Source organism: Chitinophagales bacterium (genome assembly GCA_016787225.1).
Taxonomy (GTDB): Bacteria; Bacteroidota; Bacteroidia; order Chitinophagales; family JADJOU01; genus CHPMRC01.
This window is the reverse complement of record JAEUUY010000026.1, coordinates 151,752-174,490: the sequence shown is the minus strand read 5'-3', so window position 1 is coordinate 174,490 and position 22,739 is coordinate 151,752. Positions and strand designations below refer to the sequence as shown.

General features: G+C 36.0%; 19 protein-coding genes. 7 read left to right on the top strand and 12 right to left on the bottom strand.

The annotated features are described in order from the left end of the window. Positions 1 to 3: 3 nt before the first annotated feature. Positions 4 to 1,017 carry a phenylalanine--tRNA ligase subunit alpha gene (gene pheS / locus JNL75_10070; GenBank protein MBL7790160.1) on the bottom strand — a complete coding sequence of 338 codons (1,014 nt, stop codon included), beginning with the start codon at positions 1,015 to 1,017 and terminating at the stop codon, positions 4 to 6. A 257-nt stretch (positions 1,018 to 1,274) separates the two neighbouring features. Between pheS and rho the strand changes: the two genes are divergently transcribed. The 4 genes from rho to groL all read left to right on the top strand — a co-directional run bounded on the left by rho (position 1,275) and on the right by groL (position 6,188). Beyond that, positions 1,275 to 2,795, top strand: coding sequence for a transcription termination factor Rho (rho, locus tag JNL75_10065; GenBank protein ID MBL7790159.1), 1,521 nt, complete (start codon positions 1,275 to 1,277; stop codon positions 2,793 to 2,795). Between the two features lie 69 nt (positions 2,796 to 2,864). Next, on the top strand, positions 2,865 to 4,055 hold the full coding sequence (locus JNL75_10060; protein ID MBL7790158.1) for a hypothetical protein: 1,191 nt from the start codon (positions 2,865 to 2,867) through the stop codon (positions 4,053 to 4,055). Between the two features lie 185 nt (positions 4,056 to 4,240). Next, a complete protein-coding gene (locus tag JNL75_10055; protein ID MBL7790157.1) occupies positions 4,241 to 4,510 on the top strand; it encodes a co-chaperone GroES in 270 nt (89 codons plus the stop codon). Positions 4,511 to 4,553: 43 nt separating this feature from the next. Continuing rightward, on the top strand, positions 4,554 to 6,188 hold the full coding sequence (groL, locus tag JNL75_10050) for a chaperonin GroEL (GenBank protein ID MBL7790156.1): 1,635 nt from the start codon (positions 4,554 to 4,556) through the stop codon (positions 6,186 to 6,188). Positions 6,189 to 6,473: 285 nt separating this feature from the next. Here groL and xth read toward each other — a convergent pair whose 3' ends face one another. The 5 genes from xth to gldG form a co-directional block, all read right to left on the bottom strand. Beyond that, positions 6,474 to 7,244: an exodeoxyribonuclease III gene (xth, locus tag JNL75_10045; GenBank protein MBL7790155.1), complete on the bottom strand. Its 771-nt coding sequence runs from the start codon at positions 7,242 to 7,244 to the stop codon at positions 6,474 to 6,476. Between the two features lie 309 nt (positions 7,245 to 7,553). Next, positions 7,554 to 8,195: a DUF2238 domain-containing protein gene (locus JNL75_10040; GenBank protein MBL7790154.1), complete on the bottom strand. Its 642-nt coding sequence runs from the start codon at positions 8,193 to 8,195 to the stop codon at positions 7,554 to 7,556. A gap of 183 nt (positions 8,196 to 8,378) precedes the next feature. Continuing rightward, positions 8,379 to 9,848, bottom strand: coding sequence for a cysteine--tRNA ligase (locus tag JNL75_10035; protein ID MBL7790153.1), 1,470 nt, complete (start codon positions 9,846 to 9,848; stop codon positions 8,379 to 8,381). 3 nt (positions 9,849 to 9,851) lie between these two features. Beyond that, positions 9,852 to 11,519 (bottom strand): glycosyltransferase family 39 protein, encoded by a 1,668-nt coding sequence (locus tag JNL75_10030; GenBank protein MBL7790152.1) that lies wholly within the window; start codon positions 11,517 to 11,519, stop codon positions 9,852 to 9,854. A gap of 6 nt (positions 11,520 to 11,525) precedes the next feature. After that, positions 11,526 to 13,268 carry a gliding motility-associated ABC transporter substrate-binding protein GldG gene (gldG, locus tag JNL75_10025; GenBank protein ID MBL7790151.1) on the bottom strand — a complete coding sequence of 581 codons (1,743 nt, stop codon included), beginning with the start codon at positions 13,266 to 13,268 and terminating at the stop codon, positions 11,526 to 11,528. A 146-nt stretch (positions 13,269 to 13,414) separates the two neighbouring features. Between gldG and JNL75_10020 the strand changes: the two genes are divergently transcribed. From JNL75_10020 to JNL75_10010, 3 genes are read left to right on the top strand one after another with little or no spacing between them, the layout of a single operon-like run. Further along, the gene (locus JNL75_10020; GenBank protein ID MBL7790150.1) at positions 13,415 to 14,068 is read left to right on the top strand and encodes a hypothetical protein; all 654 of its coding nucleotides are present in this window, start codon (positions 13,415 to 13,417) and stop codon (positions 14,066 to 14,068) included. 14 nt (positions 14,069 to 14,082) lie between these two features. Continuing rightward, positions 14,083 to 14,502, top strand: a complete 420-nt coding sequence (locus JNL75_10015; GenBank protein ID MBL7790149.1) for a hypothetical protein — start codon at positions 14,083 to 14,085, stop codon at positions 14,500 to 14,502. Between the two features lie 59 nt (positions 14,503 to 14,561). Then, positions 14,562 to 15,857 (top strand): cobalamin-dependent protein, encoded by a 1,296-nt coding sequence (locus JNL75_10010; GenBank protein ID MBL7790148.1) that lies wholly within the window; start codon positions 14,562 to 14,564, stop codon positions 15,855 to 15,857. Positions 15,858 to 16,339: 482 nt separating this feature from the next. Here JNL75_10010 and JNL75_10005 read toward each other — a convergent pair whose 3' ends face one another. From JNL75_10005 to ccoN, 6 genes are all read right to left on the bottom strand, one after another. Further along, positions 16,340 to 17,047 carry a sulfite exporter TauE/SafE family protein gene (locus tag JNL75_10005; protein MBL7790147.1) on the bottom strand — a complete coding sequence of 236 codons (708 nt, stop codon included), beginning with the start codon at positions 17,045 to 17,047 and terminating at the stop codon, positions 16,340 to 16,342. 150 nt (positions 17,048 to 17,197) lie between these two features. Continuing rightward, entirely contained in the window at positions 17,198 to 17,635 is a 438-nt protein-coding gene (locus tag JNL75_10000) for a FixH family protein (protein ID MBL7790146.1), read from the bottom strand. Between the two features lie 98 nt (positions 17,636 to 17,733). Further along, on the bottom strand, positions 17,734 to 19,149 hold the full coding sequence (gene ccoG / locus JNL75_09995; protein MBL7790145.1) for a cytochrome c oxidase accessory protein CcoG: 1,416 nt from the start codon (positions 19,147 to 19,149) through the stop codon (positions 17,734 to 17,736). A 77-nt stretch (positions 19,150 to 19,226) separates the two neighbouring features. Then, positions 19,227 to 20,369, bottom strand: coding sequence for a c-type cytochrome (locus JNL75_09990; protein MBL7790144.1), 1,143 nt, complete (start codon positions 20,367 to 20,369; stop codon positions 19,227 to 19,229). A 13-nt stretch (positions 20,370 to 20,382) separates the two neighbouring features. Continuing rightward, positions 20,383 to 20,580: a CcoQ/FixQ family Cbb3-type cytochrome c oxidase assembly chaperone gene (locus JNL75_09985; protein MBL7790143.1), complete on the bottom strand. Its 198-nt coding sequence runs from the start codon at positions 20,578 to 20,580 to the stop codon at positions 20,383 to 20,385. Positions 20,581 to 20,610: 30 nt separating this feature from the next. Next, complete coding sequence (gene ccoN, locus JNL75_09980; GenBank protein ID MBL7790142.1) at positions 20,611 to 22,734, bottom strand: cytochrome-c oxidase, cbb3-type subunit I; 2,124 nt, start codon at positions 22,732 to 22,734, stop codon at positions 20,611 to 20,613. Between the last annotated feature and the right edge of the window lie 5 nt (positions 22,735 to 22,739).

Here is a 22,739-nt window from a genome sequence, read left to right as displayed (position 1 = left end):
TGATTAAAACTGCCTCAAAAACCGCATATCATTTTGCCAGAAAAGTCTTAAATCATTGATTTGATAGTAGAGCATAGCTATACGCTCTATTCCCATACCGAAGGCGAAGCCATTATATTTCTCGGTATCAATATTGCAATTTTTAAGTACAGCAGGATCTACCATGCCACAGCCACCAATTTCTACCCAGCCGGTCTTCTTGCATACGGGGCATCCCTTCTGATCACATATAAAGCAAGAGATATCCACCTCTGCACTAGGTTCTGTAAAAGGAAAATAGGAAGGTCGTAGTCGGATATTCTCTGAACCGAACATCTCTTTAGCAAAATAATAAATACACTGTTTCAGATCAGCAAAGGAAACACCTTCATCGATATAGAGTCCTTCTACTTGATGAAATGTACAATGAGCTCGTGCAGAAATCGTTTCATTTCTGTATACACGCCCTGGGGTGATGATTCGTAATGGTAATTTCTGGGTCTCTAACGCCAATATTTGAGAACTCGATGTATGGGTACGAAGGAGATACTCTAAATTTTCAGTCAAGAAAAACGTATCCTGCATATCTCTAGCAGGGTGATCCTGAGGCATATTGAGTGCTGTAAAGTTATGCCAGTCATCGACGATTTCGGGACCTTCGAATATGGTAAAACCTATGCGTTCAAATATGCTGATCATCTTACGCTTGGTTTTGGTTATCGGGTGCAGCCCACCTAGTTGACCATGGAAAGCAGGTGCGGTTAAGTCGAAATCTACTTTACTGGATTCATCACTATTCTCGAATGCATCTTTTGATTCATTCCATTTGGTATCAGCGTGATTTTTAACTTCATTGACCAGAAGCCCGAAATCTTTTCTCAATTCTGCTGGGACTTCTGCTATGAGAGACATGGCATCTTTTAATTTGCCTTTTGTACCTAAAAAAGCAATCCTAAACTTCTCTACATCTTCCTTTTTCTCAATCTTATATTGAGATACTTCTTCTCTAAGTGCTTGAATTTTCTGTCTCCAATCCATGGATTTATCTATTTCAAATTAAATTCGTTTGAACTTTTTAGTGCTGCGTTTAAGGTACAAAGTTTGATTTTTTTTGGTAATTCTCAATAAAAAAATATTGTAATTAAAAATTAAAGTATAAATTTGCTTTAGATTTGAATAGAGTATTTATACTAAGTTCAAATTTTCTAAGAAAAAATCCAATATTCTTATTGTTCACCCACCCTTGAAGTTTATTCAATTTTTTATTTAAACCTATTTGTAAATCATAATTTCGTATGATAGAAAACCCAAATTTAGAGGAAGAAAACAAACCCAAAAGAAAACGTATAAATAAAGTGACAACAGAAGCTAATAAAGAAGCTGCTGATGTTAATTCTGAAGTCGTATCGGAGAAGATAGTTGTGAAAATAGATCAAGAGTCAAGCGGGAAGAAAAAACCAAAGAAAACAAAGCCTGCTAAAGGAGAAAGTGTTGAACCAACGCTTCTAGTAAAAGAGGAAGAAAAAGCTTCTTCTGAAGTTGAAGAAACAAGCGGTGCGGAAACGAAAGACTTAAGGGATCCAGAGATCACAGAAATGGACAATATGGAAGGCCTTCCTCAAGATGAAATGGTAGAAGAGGCAGAAGATAAGGTCAAACTCTCTGTAGAAGAAAAAAATCGCATACTCCAAGAACTCGATGGTAAAGTAGATGCAGAAGGTGTACTAGAAATAACCAACGAACAATTTGGGTTTTTGCGCTCAGCCCACTATCATTATTTGCCTTCACCTGATGATGTCTATGTATCCCCATCTCAGATCAGACTATTCGGTCTCAAAACCGGTGATACTATTGTAGGTCCTATTAGACCGCCGAAAGAAGGAGAACGTTATTTTGCCCTCCAGAAAGCGGTTTTAGTGAATGGTATGGCTGTAGAAGCAGTCAAGGACCGAGTTCCTTTTGAGTATCTCACTCCATTATTCCCATTCGAATCGCTAAAACTATCCATAGATAATGATCCTAAAAAAGTAACGGGTCGTATAATGGATTTATTCACTCCTATAGGAAAAGGTCAGAGAGGTATGATAGTTTCTCAGCCCAAAACCGGTAAAACAACCGTTCTGAAAGATATCGCTAATTCTATAGCCTACAATCACCCGGAGGTTTATCTCATGGTCTTACTTATCGATGAGCGACCTGAAGAGGTGACTGATATGCAGAGAAGCGTAAATGCAGAGGTGATAGCCTCCACCTTTGACGAACCAGCGGATAAACACGTCAAGATTTCGAATATTGTATTGCAAAAAGCTAAAAGATTAGTAGAGAGTGGACACGATGTAGTCATCTTATTAGATTCTATAACGAGACTAGCTAGAGCATATAATACGGTGGCGCCTTCTTCAGGAAAGGTTCTCTCAGGTGGTGTAGAGGCCAACGCTATGCAAAAGCCTAAGCAATTCTTTGGTGCAGCACGTAAAATCGAAAACGGAGGTTCATTGACAATTATTGCTACCGCCCTCGTAGATACAGGTTCTAAAATGGACGAAGTTATTTTTGAAGAATTCAAAGGAACGGGTAATATGGAGCTACAATTAGAAAGAAAACTTTCCAATAAACGTATCTATCCAGCCATTGATTTAGTACCATCGTCTACTCGAAGGGATGACTTATTGCAGCCAAAAGAAATTCATCAAAAAATGCAAATCCTTCGCCAGCAAATGGGTGACATGAATGCAGATGAGGCTATGCAATTCCTTCTTCAGCATATGCGAGGTACGAGCAGTAATGAGGAATTTTTCATTCGAATGAATAGTTAAGACTTTTAGTTGCTTTCATTTGGATTGCCAATATGAAATTTTACTATCTTAGCAATTGAAAATATCCGAATGAAGGCATTGTATAATATCCTCTTTTTATTACTACCACTTTTAAGTTTCTGTCAATCCTATGATAGTATTGAGGAGGAAATCATCGGTGCTAGACCTTCTAAATATGAGCTGTTTGTTAAGGCAAGATATTTACTTATCGAAGCTTTAGAGAAATCAGATAGCAGAGCGGTTCAAAAGTATGGCTCCTATCTGCTAAGGAAGAATACAGAAAATAAACAACTTAATCTAAGTGATGATGAATTAATTCTGCTAAATTTTGTTAGCCTAGACTTCAATTATATTCTTAACAATCTACAGACTAATCCAAATAATAATTACTATTTTAAATATCACTTAACCACGGAGTTGAGAAATTGCCTAGTTGTCTATTTAAAAGCTAATTATGTCAATGTGTTAAGTAAAATTTTTCTTTCTAATTTAAAAGAAGAAGAAAAGCATTTTTTGAAACTTTACTTAGGGCATCTTTTAAAAAATAATGATGATTTTTATATTATTGTAGATCTTGAAGATGAGCACATGCTTGCTAATTCTGCAAAAGAATTTATAGAAAAATTTCCAAGGTCTGCCTATGTTTATTATGTCCGTAGTTATATTTTACAGGAAAAGGTAGTAAGGAATTTTCAGTGGGGAGTTAAGTTAGGACTTGGATATGGTTTTTTAAGTGGAGACATTGCACAGAAATTAGACAATAGTTTAAATGGATTGATTGGATTTGAATTTTTTTATAGAAATTGGCGACTGAATCTAAACATACAATCACTTAATTCTAGAGCACTTACAACAATTGTAGGCAAAGACCTGACCTTAAATGCTGGTCAAGATGCCAATTATTTTGATTTTCATTTCAATATTGGTTATAATTTACTAAAGATTAAAAATATGTCTTTAGCTCCTTATATTGGCTTAGGATTTTCAAGATTAACTCACGAAAAGGCAAATAAAGATCAAGATCTACCCATAATTTATGATTTGACTCCTACTTTGAATACAGGTGTTCAGTACGATTATTACTTTGGAGAGATATTCCCCAATCGCTACGAAAGGTGGAATTATAGCGCATGGTTATGGGGAATTAATGCGAGATACCATATGACTAGTTTAACAGGGTTCGAAACAAAAGGTTTGTTACATGGACTAACTATTGGTCTTTCATTAAAGTCCAATTATAAACGCAGGATAGACTTTTGAACCTGTCTTACATTTTATTTTGACAGATTTTATGGTTAAACATTTCTAATCTGCCATTTTTGCCCCATTTTTATCAAATATTTATGAATTGCTGACAGATTAGCACTAAAAATGCTCTGGCATAGAATCTGATGTTTCTTATTGTAGAACTTAAAATAATTATATAACCATAAAATTTTAATCACATGAATGTAAAACCATTAGCAGACAGAGTGCTGGTTCAGCCAGCCGAAGCAGAAGAAAAAACAGCTTCAGGTATTATTATCCCTGATACAGCAAAGGAAAAACCGATGAGAGGTACAGTCGTAGCCGCTGGTCCTGGTAAAAAAGATGAGCCGACCACAGTGAAAGTAGGTGATACGGTACTTTATGGAAAGTATAGTGGAACTGAAATTCAGGTAGAAGGCAAAGATTACCTTATGATGAGAGAAAGCGATATTTTCGCTATTGTCTAACCATTATTCAAAATTCATAATTCAAAATTTAAAATTAGATAATATGTCAAAAATTATAAGTTATAACACAGAATCAAGAGATAAATTAAAAAGCGGTGTGGATCAGTTAGCCAATGCCGTAAAAGTAACCTTAGGCCCTAAAGGAAGAAACGTGGTTATCGAAAAAAAATATGGTGCACCACACATCACAAAAGATGGTGTGACTGTGGCTAAAGAAGTAGAATTGGAAGATCCAATCGAAAACATGGGTGCTCAGATGGTCAAAGAAGTGGCTTCTAAAACCAATGATCAAGCTGGAGATGGAACGACTACAGCTACAGTTTTAGCACAGGCTATTATCACTCCAGGTTTGAAAGCGCTAGTAAGCGGTGCGAATCCAATGGATTTGAAAAAAGGAATCGACTTAGCTGTGAGCAAAGTAGTAGGTCATTTGAAAGAAAATTCTCAAACAGTAGGTGATGATAACGATAAAATCAAGCAAATAGCAACTATTTCTGCTAATAATGATTCAGAAATAGGCACACTTATAGCAGAAGCTATGGCTAAGGTGAAAAAAGAAGGTGTGATCACAGTAGAAGAGGCAAAAGGAACTCAGACAGAAGTGAAAGTGGTAGAAGGAATGCAGTTTGATAGAGGCTATATCTCTCCATACTTCATAACAAATTCTGAGAAAATGGAAGCAGATTTAGACAATCCGTATATCCTTATCACCGATAAAAAGATTTCTACGATGAAGGATATCCTTCCTATTTTAGAAAAAACGGTTCAGACTGGCAGACCTATGTTAATCATTGCGGAGGACTTAGAAGGTGAAGCGTTGACTACTTTGGTATTAAATAGACTGAGAGGTACATTGAAAATAGCTGCTGTCAAGGCACCAGGCTTCGGTGATAGAAGAAAAGCTATGTTAGAAGACATCGCTATCTTGACAGGTGGTACTTTGATCAACGAAGAAAGAGGCTTCAAACTAGAGTCTGCGGAATTAGATATGTTAGGCTCTGCGGAGAAAGTAACTATCGATAAAGACAATACCACTATCGTCAATGGTTCAGGTAAATCAGATGATATCAAAGCTAGAGTAGCGCAAATCAAAGCTCAGATTGAAACAACTACTTCTGATTATGATCGCGAGAAATTGCAAGAGCGTTTGGCTAAACTATCTGGTGGAGTAGCTGTACTCTATGTAGGTGCTGCGACAGAGATGGAGATGAAAGAGAAAAAAGATAGAGTAGATGATGCATTAGCTGCTACGAAAGCGGCTGTAGAAGAGGGCGTCATCCCAGGTGGAGGAGTAGGTTATATCAGAGCATTGGATGCTTTAGCGAAATTGAAAGGTGACAACGAAGACCAACAAACAGGAATCGAAATTATCAGAAAAGCCATTCAATCTCCATTGAGACAGATTTGTGAAAATGCAGGCGTCGAAGGTTCGGTAGTCGTCAATAAAGTGATCGAAGGTAAGGCAGATTTTGGTTACAATGCTAGAGAAGATAAATACGAAAATCTTTATAAGGCAGGTGTCATCGATCCAGCGAAAGTAGCAAGAGTAGCATTGGAAAATGCAGCTTCTATTGCGGCTATGCTTTTGACTACGGAAGCAGTTATCGTTGAAAAACCGAAAGCTGAAGAACCACACGCTCATGGTATGCCAGGTGGTGGAATGGGCGGAATGATGTAACCCAATCTCGCATTCAAAATTTTCTAAACAATTTTGAATGCATAGAGTGGGTTATACCGTGCTAGTTTTTGTTTCTCACGTATGTGAGATTACAAAAACTTATACGGTATAAAACCAATCCAATAAAATACAAACTATAAACCCGATAGAGCAATCTGTCGGGTTTTTGCTTTATGTATTTTCTGTCTTCTTTACGAACCTTTGTGATATAGTTATTTCAAAAAGTTCCACTAAGTAAACACGAAGTTTCACTAAGAAATTTATCTAACTAATAATTTTACTAAATCAAAATTTCATGATAATCCCTAATGGACAATGATCGCTATGTTTAGCTTCAGGTAGAATAAATGCCTCTTTCAAATGATCTTTCAATGATTCTGTAACAGAAACATAGTCTATCCTCCAGCCTTTATTTTCAAGTCTTGCAGAGGGAAAGCGCGCTGTCCACCACGTATAAGCATGCAATAAATCCGGGTGCAGTAGTCGTAGGCTGTCCACCATACCACTGGCGAACCATTTCGTCATCCAAGCGCGTTCTTCTGGCAAGAAACCTGAAGTTTTTTGATTTGTTTTGGGACTATGTATATCTATTTCTGTGTGAGCTATATTATAATCTCCCAATACTATGAGTTTAGGATATTTCTTCTTCATCTTTTCTATAAAGTCAAAATAATAATCTAAAAACTCAAATTTTAATTGCTGTCTTTCATCTCCTGAAGTTCCTGAAGGGAAATAAGTATTGATTAAAGTAAAATTATCGTATACAGCAACTAATGTTCTTCCTTCCTTATCAAAAAATGCATGCCCCATTCCTTCGATGATTTCTTTAGGCTTTGTTTTCGAAATAATACCTACCCCACTATAGCCTTTCTTCTCAGCACTCAACCAATAAGTATGATAACCTAAATCTTGAATTGCCTTCTCATCGATATCCTCTTTATTTGCTTTCAATTCCTGAAAACCAAGAATATCAGGATTTTCACTTTTAATGAAGTCAACAAGACCTTTCTTCATGGCGGCACGAATGCCGTTTACATTGTAGGAGAGAATTTTCATTTTTATTTGCCACAAAGGCACTAAGTTTATTTTAATTTACAAATCTACTAAATTATTTAATTTCTCCCATTTAAGCCCTTTAAGAAAATCCGTAGTGCGCTTACTAAACTCTTCAGAAGTTAGTCCTTTTTTAAACTCTTGATCAAAATTGAACTTTCTAGGGGTTTGCCATATCTTTCAGAAGCTTAATGGTTTCAGTATCTTCCAAAGATTCTACCCATTCTATTATTTTCTTTTTTTCTATTAAAACGTCCATAGTCAAAAATTATATTCAAATTTAGGAGGTTTTACTTAGTAAATCAAATATGATTAATAGAATTTTAACGCCCTCTTCAACCCACTTATAATACACGTAGCTAATATGGCACCTAGAGTAGCTAAGAACATATCCTTCTGAGCATCCCAGACATCACCTTGTGTTCCCAGATAAGCCATGCCTTGCTCTGGGAAAAATACATCAGCTACTGCCCACTCTACGAGTTCATATATACCACTGAAAGATAAAGTGATTTCAATAGGTAAAAGCCATCCTACCCAAGTAGGAAACTTAAACCACGAAATAAAAGCCTCTCGCATAGGATAAGCCAATAAAAATCCGAAACTAAAATGTACAATTCTATCATAGTGATTGCGCTCAAAGCCAAGCGCATCTTTTAACCAATAGCCAAATGGATTCTCCGCATAAGTGTATTTCGAACCGTAGATATGAAGACAAATATAAACTGTAAAAAGCACAAAACTCAAATCAGAAAATTGGTATTTTTTATTGTTCCAAATGATGAGAATTAATGAAATAATAACGAGAAAATTTTCCAGAATCCAGTTCTTAAAATCCGTAGTGCCGATAAGCGTAGATGCCCAGATGGTCAAGAATATAATACTGCAAACCCATAGAATTTTATTTTCTTTAAATGGAATGCGATAGTTTGAAAGAGAGTTGGTAAAAGACATAAATTAATTTTGAGTTATAAGTTATAAGTGACGGTTGCAATAATTTTCAGTCATAGTTTTTATTAATGGAAAATAAAAGTCTTTAGGTTACATTTTTTCATCGCCACGTTATCATATCAGCATATCGTTAAATCATCACATCGTCAAATCATTAAACAATTTTCAAATTGGCACATTTTCAAATTAAATCTTCCAACTCGTCCCTTCCTTCCCATCTCTCAGCTCTATTCCAGCTTGATTGAGATAATCTCTAATTTTATCAGAAGTGGCAAAGTCTTTTTTCTCTCTACTATCTTTTCTTATCTCTATTACTAAATTCATCAAATGCTCCATAGCCTGTGATTGATTATTTACATTGGATTCAAAATTGATTCCAAGTACTTGTATAAAATAGCCCTGTATGATATCGTTGATTTTAGAAATATCATCTTGATCTGCTTTTAGATCCTTACTATCTATTTTATTAATAATAGTCGCCAATTCGAATAATTCAGCAATGAGTTTTGATGTATTGAAATCATCGTTCATCGCAGCAGCGCAGTTTGATTCCACTGCTGCGATAGCTTCTTTACAATTGGAGCTATCGTTTGTATTTAGTTTACTGACTTTCCCAAAAGCCTCTGTCAATCTTTCATAACCTTTCTCAGCAGAAAGAAGAGCATCGTTGGAGAAGTCTAAATCGCTTCGATAATGCCCCATCATCATAAAAAATCGAACGACATTGGCACTAAAAGGTTTAGAGAAAATATCAGATGTGCCGTCCAAAATCTCAAATGGTAGAAAATAATTTCCCAAAGACTTACTCATTTTCTGACCATTGACATTAAGCATATTGGCATGCATCCAATAGCGAGCAGGATTTTTCATGCCAGCGCCGCAGCTTTGTGCCACCTCATTCTCATGATGAGGAAATTTTAAATCCATACCACCTCCGTGGATATCAAATTGCTCCCCGAGATATTTGGTGCTCATAGCGGTACATTCAATATGCCATCCTGGATTGCCATCGCCCCATGGACTTCTCCATATCTGCATATCCTCAGGCTGTGCCTTTTTCCATAGTGCAAAGTCAGCTGGATTTTTCTTTTCATTCTGACCATGTAGCTCACGAGATTCCACAAGAAGTTCATCTACTTTTCGACCACTAATTATACCATACGCATTGGATTTGATATATTTTTCTACATCAAAATAAACTGCCCCATTGCTGACGTAGGCGTAACCATTAGCGATTATCTTCTCTATGATTTCAATCTGCTCTTGTATATGCGCTGTCGCTGTAGGCTCAATACTTGGTCTCAAAAGATTATAAGCTCTCTGAATTTCTTGAAACTTAGAATTATATTTATAGACAATTTCTAAAGATTCCATTTGCTCGGCACGCGCTGCTATCCCAATACTATCTTGTTCTTGGCCTGCGCTATTTGTAATATGCCCGCAATCGGTAATATTTCTTACGTATTTTACTTTATATCCTAGATACAAAAAATAACGATATATCATATCAAAATTTATAAAGCTTCGTAGATTGCCCATGTGTGGTTCACTATATAATGTAGGTCCACATACATACATGCCTACCTTGCCTAGAACCAATGGTTCAAACTTCTCTTTTTTTCCTGTCAGTGTATTGTATATAAAAAGTTCTGTCATATTTTATTGTTTGATTTTATAAAAACTATAAATACCTTGATTATATAATGGTTGAATTTGTTCTTTATATTTTGCGAAATGCATGGTATCGCTCATTTTGGTTATGATATAATTAGGATAAGGGCTCTTGGCATAACTCGCCAGACTATCTAACTCAAAATTTTGGTTTAATATCAGTGCACTATCAGAGTAAAATTTAGGTATGAAACTGATGCCTCCAAAGTAATGATAGTAGGCTTTTTCATTTTTATTGTTTGTGACGAATTCTACTTGCGGACCTTGTGTCCATTGCTCTAATTTAGGTACATAATATAATAATAACGCATTATTCAATATCAGACACCCAACGAATAATACTATAAATCCAAAAGTTTTTCTTTTTCTATAAACAAGCAACAAAAAAGAAATCGAAAATAAAAGGAAAAAACAAATCCCGAAAATGATTTCAAGATTCTCCCATGGGTAGTGCGAAGTGAGAGCTAGATGTAGAGTATCTTCATGAATATAGTTTTCTAGTATGTCAATATTCGCTCGTGACAATGGCAGTATAATTAGACTTGCTGTCCAGATGGTGGCTCCTATCGCATAAAGTATATATGTTATTTTTTTAATTGGCTGACCTTCTTCAAGTATATATCGAATGCTATACGCAGCTAGAAAGGAAATAGGGAAATAGGCTAAAACGGAATAGTGGGCAAGTTTGATTTTAAAAAGCGACACTATGATGAGCACAATTATAAGGCAACTAACCATAGATAGTCTAAATATTTTTTGAATCGCAGACTCATATGATTTTATTCTTAGCGAGTTCAAAGCAAAAATACTTGCCGGAAAACATCCTAGAAGCAGTATAATAAATTGAAATGAAATTCGATGTGTCCAGGTTGCCTTACTTAAATTAAGTGTTTCCCATTGGTAATTGAAAAACGACTTTAGATAGAGATTCCCGTGCCATTTATACTCTATCCCAACCCAAATTAAAATAAATAATATAAAATAGAAGGTCCATTTCAAGATATTGAAGTAACCAAAGCCATATTTAGCACTGGAAAATAAAAAAACTAACCAATAGGTTAGTAAAATGACTATGTACCCTTCAATACCTTTGGTCATAAAGGCACCAACTGCAGCAAAAAAACTATAAAATAGATTGGAAAAAATTTCTTTTTTTCTATAAAATTTTTCTCCGCTTTCTTGTCTGGCTTCAATAACACGTACTAAATTATAGATACTCAAATAAATGAAAAAGCAAAACCATGGTTCAGCTAATCCAGATCGATGATACAGCTGTGGGAGAAGCATTGAAATATAAATCATAGCCCACATTAGTCCGAAATTGGAAGAATAAATTCGTTTACCATTTTTATATAATGTCAATACCACAAGAATAGCGCAAATAGCATTCGGTAATCTGGCTGCATATTCTTTTATACCTAAATACTTAAAAGAAACTAGCTGTAACCAAAAAAAGAATGGGGGCATTTCTAAGAAATAATTGCCATTGAGCCAAGGCTGAAGCACTTCATCTCTCATGAACATTTCCTTGGATACGGAGGCAAGGATGGTCTCATCCCAGTCAAATAAATTGACTTCACCTATGAAGGGAAAGTATATCAATCCGCATAGGAGGAATAAAAAACTTAGCCGAGATAAATTGTAAAAAAAGTTCACATACTATTATTTTGGAAGTTTGGCTATTGTCCACTTTCGTCTGCGCAGATAGTTAAAGACTATGGCAAATAAAATTACAAGACCTAAAGGTAAAATGAGATTCAGCATTTTCCATTTGCTTCCTTCTGTCTTAGTTCGCTTAGCATCAAGCTGCCTAACTTTTATTTCTTTATTTCTAGTAGCTAAAAGATTATTAGGATCTATCAGATATTCGATACAATTTAATACAAAGTCTTTATTGGCGAATGTTTGACGACTGTACTGCTCAAATCCTAACGGATATATTTCCCCTTTACTCGAAACATGATTTCTGAGAATATCTGCATCGGATAGAATTATCATTTTGTTTTCTACACTCATTTCTTTCGGGGCTTGACCAGCCTCCGTTATTTTTTTGACGAAATCAATGCCTAATTGATTTTTGTAGGCAGATGTGAATTTTCCTTCGAGTAAAACACCGCATGGAAGATGTGGTTGTTTGAAGTATTTAAAATCTGGCTTGTCTTTGACAGCAGATAAATGTACTCGCGCAGGTTCTGGAATTGCTCTTCCGTATTGTGATGTAGAAAGAATGATTGTTTTTTTAATGTCGTTTTGTATCAGGTCAATACTAGATGAAAATTGCGCAAACACAGGATCTAAATTTTTCCCAATAGGATGCTCCAGAGAGGGAGTTAACAGCGGGCTATAGAGCCACGGAAATAGGAGAGGCTCTTTGGTAGCTTCATCTAATATCGGAATGGGAGCGCTCTGCTGTCCGTCTTGAACAAGATTTTTATTAACACGGACACCATACGTAAACAATATATCTTCTAAATTTAAATCTAATCCATGGGCTAAAAACATATTAGCATCGTTTCTTAAATAATCCATGCGAGCATCCATCGCATCTATTGCCCATAATATTTTTCCACCTTTCATGACGTATTGATCTAGGCGGTATTTTTCTACATCAGCGAATGGTTTTTGAGGACCCGCTATTATTAATAAATCCGTCGTTTGTGGAAACCAAGAACCAAGGCTATCCCCTTGTTTACTTAATACTTTCTGCTTGACGTCATAAAAGTTGACCTCATAGTTGTTTTCAGTAAGTATATTCGCTAGATCATTTAATTCTTGAGGCATAAGTTCTCCATGTCCTTGCATGATACCTATGGTATAAACCTTGTCGTCGGTTAGTTTTTTTAAGGCATTCGCTATTTTATATTCCAGTGAAATGATAGAATTGTTCAGAGCGTACTCTGGTGCGTAGCCGACTTGATTCTCCAAAATTTGTACTGGCCATGATTTCCCATTGACACTGACTTGTAGACAAGGGAAAATGAGTTGCTCTTTAAATCCATCCTCTTTTTTAACCCTTAACTGGGTAGGCATAAGCCCTTTGGAAATGAGCTCTTGTTGAATTTTAATTCTTTCATCCTCATTCGTGGCATTTTTGACCGGATTGATAAATTCATATTGAATTTTTCCACCACTTTCGCTATTCATTTCTTTGAGAACATCTTCAGTCGCATTTCTCAATCGTAAAAAACCTGAAGGAAGATCTTCTCCATCTAGGTAGATTTTAATATAGGCTTTGTGTTTCGTTTTATCCAAAAGATTTATTGTAGAATCACTCAAAGAGTATCGACCTTCTGAGGTTAAATCAAAACGTTTATATAAAAAAGATGCAATAAAATTGACGAGGACAATTATGGCTATGACCATAGCTAATCGAATCCACAAAGTCTTTTTATCTAGTTTTTGCATTGCTAAAGACGCTTTCGTTAATATAAAAGCATAAATATATCCGTTTTTAAGTAAAACTTGGTGTTCATATTATAGTTTTTAAAGGATTTTAAGGTCTAATTCCTTATCTTTATTGTACTTTTTGTTATGAGAAAATATAATGAAGTATGACTAGAAGACTACTAAATAAATTTTTAGGACTATTATTTCTATCCTTTTTTTGGATAAATCTTAATTCTCAAGACAGCCTCTACTTTGAAAATTTAACTTCTAAGGAAAAATATGTCTTAATCGTCGGGATAGAAAATGTGCTGAAATTTGACCCCAGTATCGACAATATCCTTTTTAATGCAGTGAATATATTGAAGAATGGTGCTAATTTTAAAATAAGACCAAATCAAGCTGGTCCTGTTACTGTCATGTTATTTAGTGGAACTGTTATGAAAGGCAGCATAGATTTTGATGCCAAGATTAATAAAATAGATTTACAAAAGAACTTAGACCCTAAGGTGCGGCTGGGCTCACTTCCTGGAGGCGGTAAGATTAGTGCTTATGATTTACTGAACAATTCATCATTGAAAATTTACACTGGCGATATAGTATCTACCACTCAAAAAATAGTTTCATTCCATCTTACCTACATCCCAAAGAAAGGCGATATTATAGAAGCTGAGCATAACTCAGCAGAACTAAATAAGGCTATTATAGAGTCAATTAAACAGTCCAAATCTGGCGATGTGCTATTAATAGAAAATGTAAAGGTCTTAAGCCCAGATAGCACAATGCGAAGAATACCCGGACTTTCTTATCAAATAAAATAGAGCCTTAGAATAGTTTGACTAGATTAGAAGAATTTATAAAACATAAACTTACGTTAAGGGTATTTTTACTTGTCAGTTTTTTTGTTATTACACTGCCTATCTTGTTTAGTTTTCACTATTTATTATTTGGTGAGAAAACAAATGGGGTAGTAACTGGAAGCTTTTCCATGGAATTTGGAAAATCAAATTATACGGTTAGCCAAATTGAATATTCAGTAGGAAACCATAATTATAGTTTTAATGGACCAAAGAACTTAATTTTTGATGAAGGTGAAATAGTAGAAATATACTATATGAAAAACAATCCTCAAAATGCTACTTTGGCGAGCGCAATATATTTTTATTTTAGGTCTTCAGGGATAAATGTGCTCTGTACTATTTTTTTAATATTCTGGATGGCAATATTCTTCACCTATGGTGTGCGCAATCATTAGCGTTTTTTTTATGAATAGTTCCACTAAAATATATTATTTTGCGCTTTTAAACTCATTTTATGTCATCAACTGCGGTGGATTTCCAGTTAAAAAATAAAGTCAAATTAGTTACGGCGGCTTCACTCTTTGATGGACACGATGCTGCTATCAATATTATGCGGCGTATTATCCAATCTAAAGGTGCTGAGGTCGTTCACCTAGGGCATAATAGAAGTGTAGCAGAAATAGTAAATACAGCCATTCAGGAAGATGCCAATGCCATAGCTATTACTAGCTATCAAGGGGGACATATCGAATTTTTTAAATATATGTACGACCTTTTAAAAGAACATGGTTGTGGTCATATAAAGATTTTTGGAGGAGGAGGGGGGACCATACTACCGACAGAGATAGAGGAGTTACATGCATATGGTATAGCTAGAATTTATTCTCCTGATGACGGTCGCGCTATGGGGCTTGAGGGTATGATTATTGATCTTTTGTCCAAATGTGATTTTCCGACAGGTGCACCAGAAAGTTATCTTGAGTATAAATCCAAAGATGATTTTATAAAAGGATTTCAAAATTGTGATGCTAAACTATTAGCTAAACTCATCTCTACAGCTGAAAATTTTCCTGAGTGTCTAGAAAAAGATTTGAAAAAGTTCCTGCCAGACTCTGACAAGGTCGCAAAGTCAATGGTCACAAAGTGCCCTGTGCTGGGTATTACAGGTACTGGTGGAGCTGGTAAGTCTTCCATGATAGACGAAATAGTTCGCAGATTTCTGTTTGAATTTGAAGATAAAAAAATAGCCATTCTCTCTGTAGATCCATCGAAACGTAAGACTGGAGGAGCATTACTAGGCGATAGAATTCGGATGAACTCTATCAATAATGAACGAGTCTTTATGCGTTCATTAGCTACAAGACAGAGCAATTTGGCTCTTTCAAAATACGTACAGGCAGCAGTGGATATTCTTAAATATGCAAACTTCGATCTGATAATTTTGGAGACATCTGGTATAGGACAGAGTGATACAGAGATAGTAGATCACAGCGACGTGTCGATGTATATCATGACACCAGAATTCGGCGCAGCTAGTCAGCTTGAAAAGATTGATATGCTAGATTTTGCAGATATCGTAGCTGTGAATAAATTTGACAAACGTGGAGCCCAAGATGCATTGAGAGACGTGAAGAAACAAATCCAACGCAACTTAAATCATTGGGATAAGGATCCAGATACAATGCCAGTATATGGCACTATCGCGTCTCAGTTCAATGATCCAGGAACCAATGAACTTTTTATAAATCTCATGAGAGTGATTTCAGAGAAATGGGCAGCGAAGGTGGCGGCAAATAGTCAGAAAAACTAGTATTTCTTATTGTTTTTCTTTTCTCTTTTCTCCTCTTTCTTCTCTTTTGCCGTTTTTACTGGTTCTTTCTTGACTTCTTTTTTTACGTCTTTTGATTTTGCCATATAGATACCAAAATTTATACTTTACGAACAAAGTTAGTGAAAATAATACCAATAGCTGTTTTAAAATAGTTCAACCTATTTTAAAACTTTGCTATGGTAAATGCCGTAGCAGTATTTGTTTAGTGCAATGCGCTATGCGAAATTGGACTAATACGCTTACGGTATAAAGAATCAAGATGAAAGTTATTTTTCCTTATTACTAAACTCTATTTTGTAGAGTACCCATGCAAAACCAAGTACTAAATGACCTATAATGACACTGAAAATAACGAATTCAAAATTGCTCATAAATTATGATAGATTACCGAACAAAGTTAATAAGTAGAAATCCCGTAATACGTTTAAAAACCCAAAACTGTGATCCTTGGCACAGAAAAATTATCCTTCTTTATGACAGCAGCTGTGTACTTCTTCTTTCTCGGTGTCATAGGCTGGGCTGATATAAGGAATACCTAAATTGAGTCCTCTGAGAATAAGCAATATCCCTACGATGACGAGTAAGTAGGTATAAATATGATTGAAAAAAATCTTGGCTTTTTCGGGCAGAAATCTATAAAAATAAATGACGCTGGTCAAAGCAGGTATAGTTCCTATCCCAAATCCTATCATAAATAAAATACTATCTGATACATGACCAGTAGCTATGGATGCCGCTGCCGCTGCATATACAAAGCCACAAGGTAAAAAACCATTTCCTATACCTGTAAAAAGCATTTTTAGAGCGGATTTCTCTTGAACAAGCAATGAAAAAAATCTCGTAAGAGGAAGAATTTTTGAACTGAAAGTACTAGAAAATGTCTTTGTATTTATCTTGTTCCATACGAAAAATAGAATAAAACTAATGCCAACTAATATAGAAAGCTTTTGCTGCGATAGAAAGAGATGAAACGTCTGTCCTACTCCTCCAAATAGAATTCCTATAAGCACATAAGAAATAATTTTTCCTATATAATAAACAAACTGATAGTAAATGCTCGGCTTGTGTGAGCTTCCAATTTTATGAATACTCATAACCAAAGGGCCACACATACCTATGCAGTGCATCGAACCCATAAAACCCATAGCTAAGCCGAGAAGAATGTACATATAATTAGTGGTCAGTTGTCAGTGAGCAATGGATAGTAGTAAGTTTAAAGTGTAAAGTTGCTAGTCGCAGTGAACAGTCGCAGTGATTGGTTTGTAGTCTTTTAATTTGAGTGTTGGGGATAAAATGTAATTGTACAATCTTTAAACTTTCTACTTTAAACCTTCAACTAGTAAATCACCTTCGTAAAAATAACTCTTACTATCACTTTCCCAATTTAGTTTGATATGATAAAGGCCTTTTTGAATTTTAGATTTATCTATTTTGGTTTCTTCTTGTAGGATTTGCAAGGTATTGTCTGCAGAAGCTTGATCCATTTTTATCATGCGAAGTTCTCCGTTTTTTATATTGCTTGCTGCTGGGCGTGGTAGCTTTAGATACAAAAAATTCAGCGAGTCTGCTAGTATAAATTCGTTTAGTAGTGGCTTTAAATTTGATTTAGCATCTATGATTTGTTGATATTTGACTTCACGGTCATAATAGTTATCTTCGATCATTTCATTGGATTGTCTGAATGCGATGTAAACCATGCCTAGCATAGTAGCTATAAATGCGATAATGACGATAGTGAGTCCTTTGCCCCAGTTCATATATTTAAGTTTAAAGTTGAAAGTGAAAAGTTGAAAGTATAAATTATTGTGTTTGAAAGTATCAATAATATTAAAAATTAAGCATTATAAATTCAACATTAATATGGTCCATAGAAATTTGTTTTGGATTTATCTAATTCTTTTTGATTCTTATCTTCCAAAACTACTTCTATTTTAGTATTTCGCTTCTTTATTTGATTTTTATGCGTATAAACCCAGAAGTAATACTCCGTCACAGCCTCTTTTTTGAGAACTAATTCTTTATTTCCTACCACTTTCACTCTTCCGGCTATCTTGTTTACCTTAAACTGAAATGGGAGATCATAATTGTTTTTATTGATAATTTTTATAAGATAATAATTCGACAAGGTATCTGTATCTACTTCCTGATATAGTTGACCCCCTACCCTATTGAGATAACTCGATACGGAAGATCTGGTGAAGATTAGTGTGAGCAATATGCCAGCTAGAATGGTGAGTAAGATAGTATAAGCCTTGACACGGGTAGTAAATTTAAAACCTTCTTTCTTCTCTATATTTTCTTTAGAAGCAAAGCGGATAAGATTTCTTTCAAAACCAAATTTATCCATAATCTCATTGCAGGCATCAATACAGGCGGTACAGCCTACACATTCCATTTGCAAGCCATTACGTATGTCGATACCTGTAGGACAGACATCTACACATTTATGACAGTCTACGCAGTCTCCACCTTGGCGTTCACGATTTTTGCTGTAGCGCTCTCTGGTTTCGCCACGCACATAATCATAGGCGACCTGCATGGTATTGTTGTCAAACATGACCCCTTGCAGTCTGCCATAGGGACAGATAGTGGTGCATACTATTTCCCTTACAAAATAATAGACTGAGAAAAATAGAAAAGTAAAAAATAATAAACCTAGGAATAGAAGAATATGATCCGATAAGGGTTCAGACAGTATTTTTAAAACCTCATCTACCCCCAATATATAGGATAAAAAAGTATGTGCTATTAGGAAAGAGACTAGAAAGAAAATAACTATTTTCAATACTCGTTTACGTATTTTTTCAGCATTCCACTCCATTTGATGAAGTTTTTGTTGCTGCATAGGATTGCCATCGATCCACCATTCTATCTTACGAAACACAAATTCCATAAATATAGTTTGCGGACAAATCCAACCACAAAAAACCCGTCCATAAATAACGGTGAATAGGATAATAAATATGAGAAATGTAATCATGCCAAAGGCAAATATGTAAAAATCTTGCGGCCAAAACGGCTTTGAGAAAATGACAAACTTACTCTCGATTATATTGATCATCAAAAAAGGCTGACCATCAATTTTGATAAATGGCATGATGAAAAACGCTAGGAGATAAATAGCCGCTAGAATACTTCGCCAGTTATAAAATTTTCCACTAGGCTTCAGGGCATAGATCCACTTTCGTTTACCATCAATGGTAACTGTGCTTACCGTGTCACGATAGGTCTCTGGTTTCAAAAATTCACTTCCATTGTCACTATTATCCATATCTCTTTTTTTCAAAAAAAAATACTGAGAGCAATTTTCAATCTACTCCCAGTATTTCTTTACATATTTCTTTTAAATTATTTAGTTGCTAAAGCGGTACTGTCTTTTACTGTGCTGTCTGCAGGTGCAGCATTGGTCGCAGCCGCTGCCATAGAGCATGGGCTACCTTCTGCTGCTTTAGGAGTTGCAGGTTTGGTGCCATGAAGACTCTTGACAAAGCTAGCCAATTGAGTAATTTGCTTATCGTTAAAGATGGAGCCCCATGCTTGCATACCTTTGCCTTTGGTTCCACCATATTTGATAGTCTTATAAATATCCTTATCTGCACAGCCTAGTACCCAATTGTCATCCGTAAGGTTTGGACCTTGCAATCCACCGCCATCTGCTAGGTGACAAGCAGCGCAGTTGGCAGCAAATAATTTCGCACCTTCAGCGATATCTGCTTTATCCATGGTTAAAACCAAATTATTTTCATCGACTGATGACCCTGCAGTTTTTAAATACTGTTGGTGAGCTAACTCAGCTGCCTCTACTTCTTGCGTATATTCTTCGGCTGAAAGTGGTAGTGAGCTTTCGATATGATACAGATACATATACACTACTGCAAATAGAACACATGCCACAAATGCTGCGGTAAACCAAGCTGGAATATTGTTGTCCAATTCACGAATACCATCGTAATTGTGACCTGTATCTATTCTTTCCTCTTCTTCTCGAGTGCCAAAGTTATTCATCTTATTCCACCATTCTACAAACCAGCTCTTAGCTTCTAGCTTTTCTTCGCCTTTACCTTCAAACAGTTCAAATTGATTAAATAATAATTTACCAAAGAACGCGAGAACAAAAGCTTCTAGAATAATTACTAGAATAAGAAACCAACGCAAGAAATTGAATCCATCGAAATACGAAGGAGTGGCCGTGTTATTCTGAGCTGATAGTATAGCAGGCAGTGATAATAGGACTACCCATATTGCTGAGTTCAACTTGTTGTTTAGTTTATTATTCAAATAATGCTTCAATGACCAATTGAATATTCGACTAAAGTAGAAAATAGGAATTAGCAAAACTATAGCAATGAGCAAAAGCATTTTGTCTATTATGCTGATACTTTCCCATAGGCCAGGTTCTGCCACCTCACTCGCTGCCCCTTGGGCAAACATAGTCATTGAAGCTATGCCTAAAAGGAGGCTGACGCTTATTTTTTTTACGTTATTATACATATTGAATTAGATTTTAAGATGATTGATTGGAAGAATGATTGTCTTTCTCGTTATGACCAAAAGGTAGGTTGGCGATATAGTTCACTTTATTTTTATCCATAAAGAAAACCCAGACGAGAACTCCTACGAAAAACACTACGAATAGCAATAAGGAGATAATCGGATATATTGATACTCCTGCTATTTCCACTAAATAATTTGACATTTTCATGTTCGATAGATTTAATAGTTATAGATAAATTTATTTCTCGTTTTTGATATCTGTTCCTAAACGCTGTAGATAGGCTATCAGCGCTATGATTTCTTTATTGGGATCAGCAGCTATTTTATCTTGCTTTAGGTTAGCTACAATTTCACCAGCTTGCTTCTCTAGGTCTGCATTAGCCTGTGCCTCATAATTATCAGGATAAGGTACGCCGAGATTTCGCATGGTGTGAATCTTAGAAGCTGTTGTTCCTTTGTCTATATCATTATCAAAGAGACTTGGATAGGTAGGCATTATAGAGCCACTAGCCATAGACTGAGGGTCTAGCATGTGATTGAAGTGCCAGCTATTCGGTCTCAATCCACCTTCGCGTGCTAAATCTGGTCCTGTACGCTTACTTCCAAATTGGAACGGGTGGTCGTAAACAAACTCACCTGCTTTGGAGTATTCGCCATATCGCTTCACTTCATATCGGAATGGTCGTATCATTTGTGAATGACAATTGTAACAACCTTCTCTTATATAAATATCTCTACCTTGCAATTCAAGAGGAGTGTATGGTTTCACACTGGCTATGGTAGGTACATTTGATTTTACTAGAAAAGTAGGTACAAATTCTACAATACCACCAATAAGAATCACGACTAAAGCAGTACCTAACATAAGCATTGGTTTACGCTCAAATATATTGTGCCAATGAACTCCCGCCGCTGGGGTATAATCCTTTGCCAATGCTGGAGCTTCTGCTTCCTCACTCGCTACGAATTTTCCGCTAGCACATGTCTTGATGAGATTGTAAATCATAAGTACTACACCAGCTAAATACAAGGTGCCACCCACAGCACGCATAATGTAGAATGGAAGTACGCTCTGCACAGCATCCATAAACTGATACTGAAGTTGACCTTCAGGGGTGAAAGACTTCAACATAAAATAGGTTCTGAATGCTGACCAATACATAGGGATAGCATAGATAATGATACCTAAAGTCCCTATCCAGAAGTGTGTAGAAGCCAGTTTGGTAGAATATAGTTTGGTATTGTACATTCTAGGGAATAGCCAATACATAACCGCAAAGGTCAAAAATCCATTCCAACCTAAGGCGCCAATATGCACGTGACCTACTGTCCAGTCGGTATAGTGTGATATCGCATTGACATTTTTCAAAGATAGCATAGGACCTTCAAATGTAGCCATACCATAGCAGGTAATTGCTACCACCATAAATTTTAATACAGGGTCAGAAGCGACTTTATCCCAAGCTCCTCTCAAAGTAAATAAACCATTGAGCATACCACCCCAGCTAGGAAGGATAAGCATAACGGAAAATACTGTTCCTAATGACTGTGCCCAGTCTGGAAGCGCAGTATAAAGTAAGTGGTGAGGACCTGCCCATATATACAAGAAAATCAATGTCCAGAAGTGAACAATACTCAATCTATATGAATATACCGGACGCTCAGCTGCTTTTGGAAGGAAATAATACATGACACCTAAGTACGGCGTAGTCAAGAAAAATGCTACCGCATTGTGTCCATACCACCATTGTACTAATGCATCTTGTACTCCAGCATAGAGTGAATAACTTTTCAATGCAGTAAACGAAATAGGAAGTTCAAAAGAATTGACAATATGTAGCACCGCTACAGTAACCCAAGAGGCTATAAAAAACCACACAGCCACATACATATATCGCTCTCTTCTCGTCAGGATAGTTCCGAACATATTGACTCCAAATACAACCCAAATAAGCGTAATCCAGATATCCAATGGCCACTCCAGTTCAGCATATTCTTTACCCGTTGTATACCCAAACAGAAGCGTCACAGCCGCCATGACTATAAGCAATTGCCAACCCCAAAAGTGTATGTTGCCTAAAGCGCGGCTCCACATAGGTGTCTTGAGTACTCGAGGCAAAGCATAGTAAATAGCGGTAAAAATACCATTACCAACAAATGCAAAAATAACGGCATTTGTGTGTACCGGTCTCAATCTCCCAAATGCCAAATGAGGAAAATAATCCGAGAAATTGAAGAAGGGATGAATAAGCTGGATGGCAGCTATCAAACCAAGAAGCATGCCTACGAAGCCCCAAAAAATGGTAGCTTGCGCAAACATCTTGGGAAGTCGATTGTCATAATGAAATTTTTCTACTTGCATAATTG

What these genes read in the sequence shown, in the direction of transcription:
- gldG (MBL7790151.1), bottom strand. Translation starts at nt 13,268, where the DNA reads ATGCAAAAACTAGATAAAAAGACTTTGTGGATTCGATTAGCTATGGTC.
- ccoG (MBL7790145.1), bottom strand. Translation starts at nt 19,149, where the DNA reads ATGGATAATAGTGACAATGGAAGTGAATTTTTGAAACCAGAGACCTAT.
- JNL75_10060 (MBL7790158.1), top strand. Translation starts at nt 2,865, where the DNA reads ATGAAGGCATTGTATAATATCCTCTTTTTATTACTACCACTTTTAAGT.
- JNL75_10005 (MBL7790147.1), bottom strand. Translation starts at nt 17,047, where the DNA reads ATGTACATTCTTCTCGGCTTAGCTATGGGTTTTATGGGTTCGATGCAC.
- JNL75_09990 (MBL7790144.1), bottom strand. Translation starts at nt 20,369, where the DNA reads ATGTATAATAACGTAAAAAAAATAAGCGTCAGCCTCCTTTTAGGCATA.
- groL (MBL7790156.1), top strand. Translation starts at nt 4,554, where the DNA reads ATGTCAAAAATTATAAGTTATAACACAGAATCAAGAGATAAATTAAAA.
- JNL75_10020 (MBL7790150.1), top strand. Translation starts at nt 13,415, where the DNA reads ATGACTAGAAGACTACTAAATAAATTTTTAGGACTATTATTTCTATCC.
- pheS (MBL7790160.1), bottom strand. Translation starts at nt 1,017, where the DNA reads ATGGATTGGAGACAGAAAATTCAAGCACTTAGAGAAGAAGTATCTCAA.
- JNL75_10010 (MBL7790148.1), top strand. Translation starts at nt 14,562, where the DNA reads ATGTCATCAACTGCGGTGGATTTCCAGTTAAAAAATAAAGTCAAATTA.
- rho (MBL7790159.1), top strand. Translation starts at nt 1,275, where the DNA reads ATGATAGAAAACCCAAATTTAGAGGAAGAAAACAAACCCAAAAGAAAA.
- JNL75_10000 (MBL7790146.1), bottom strand. Translation starts at nt 17,635, where the DNA reads ATGAACTGGGGCAAAGGACTCACTATCGTCATTATCGCATTTATAGCT.
- JNL75_10035 (MBL7790153.1), bottom strand. Translation starts at nt 9,848, where the DNA reads ATGACAGAACTTTTTATATACAATACACTGACAGGAAAAAAAGAGAAG.
- JNL75_09985 (MBL7790143.1), bottom strand. Translation starts at nt 20,580, where the DNA reads ATGAAAATGTCAAATTATTTAGTGGAAATAGCAGGAGTATCAATATAT.
- JNL75_10040 (MBL7790154.1), bottom strand. Translation starts at nt 8,195, where the DNA reads ATGTCTTTTACCAACTCTCTTTCAAACTATCGCATTCCATTTAAAGAA.
- ccoN (MBL7790142.1), bottom strand. Translation starts at nt 22,734, where the DNA reads ATGCAAGTAGAAAAATTTCATTATGACAATCGACTTCCCAAGATGTTT.
- xth (MBL7790155.1), bottom strand. Translation starts at nt 7,244, where the DNA reads ATGAAAATTCTCTCCTACAATGTAAACGGCATTCGTGCCGCCATGAAG.
- JNL75_10055 (MBL7790157.1), top strand. Translation starts at nt 4,241, where the DNA reads ATGAATGTAAAACCATTAGCAGACAGAGTGCTGGTTCAGCCAGCCGAA.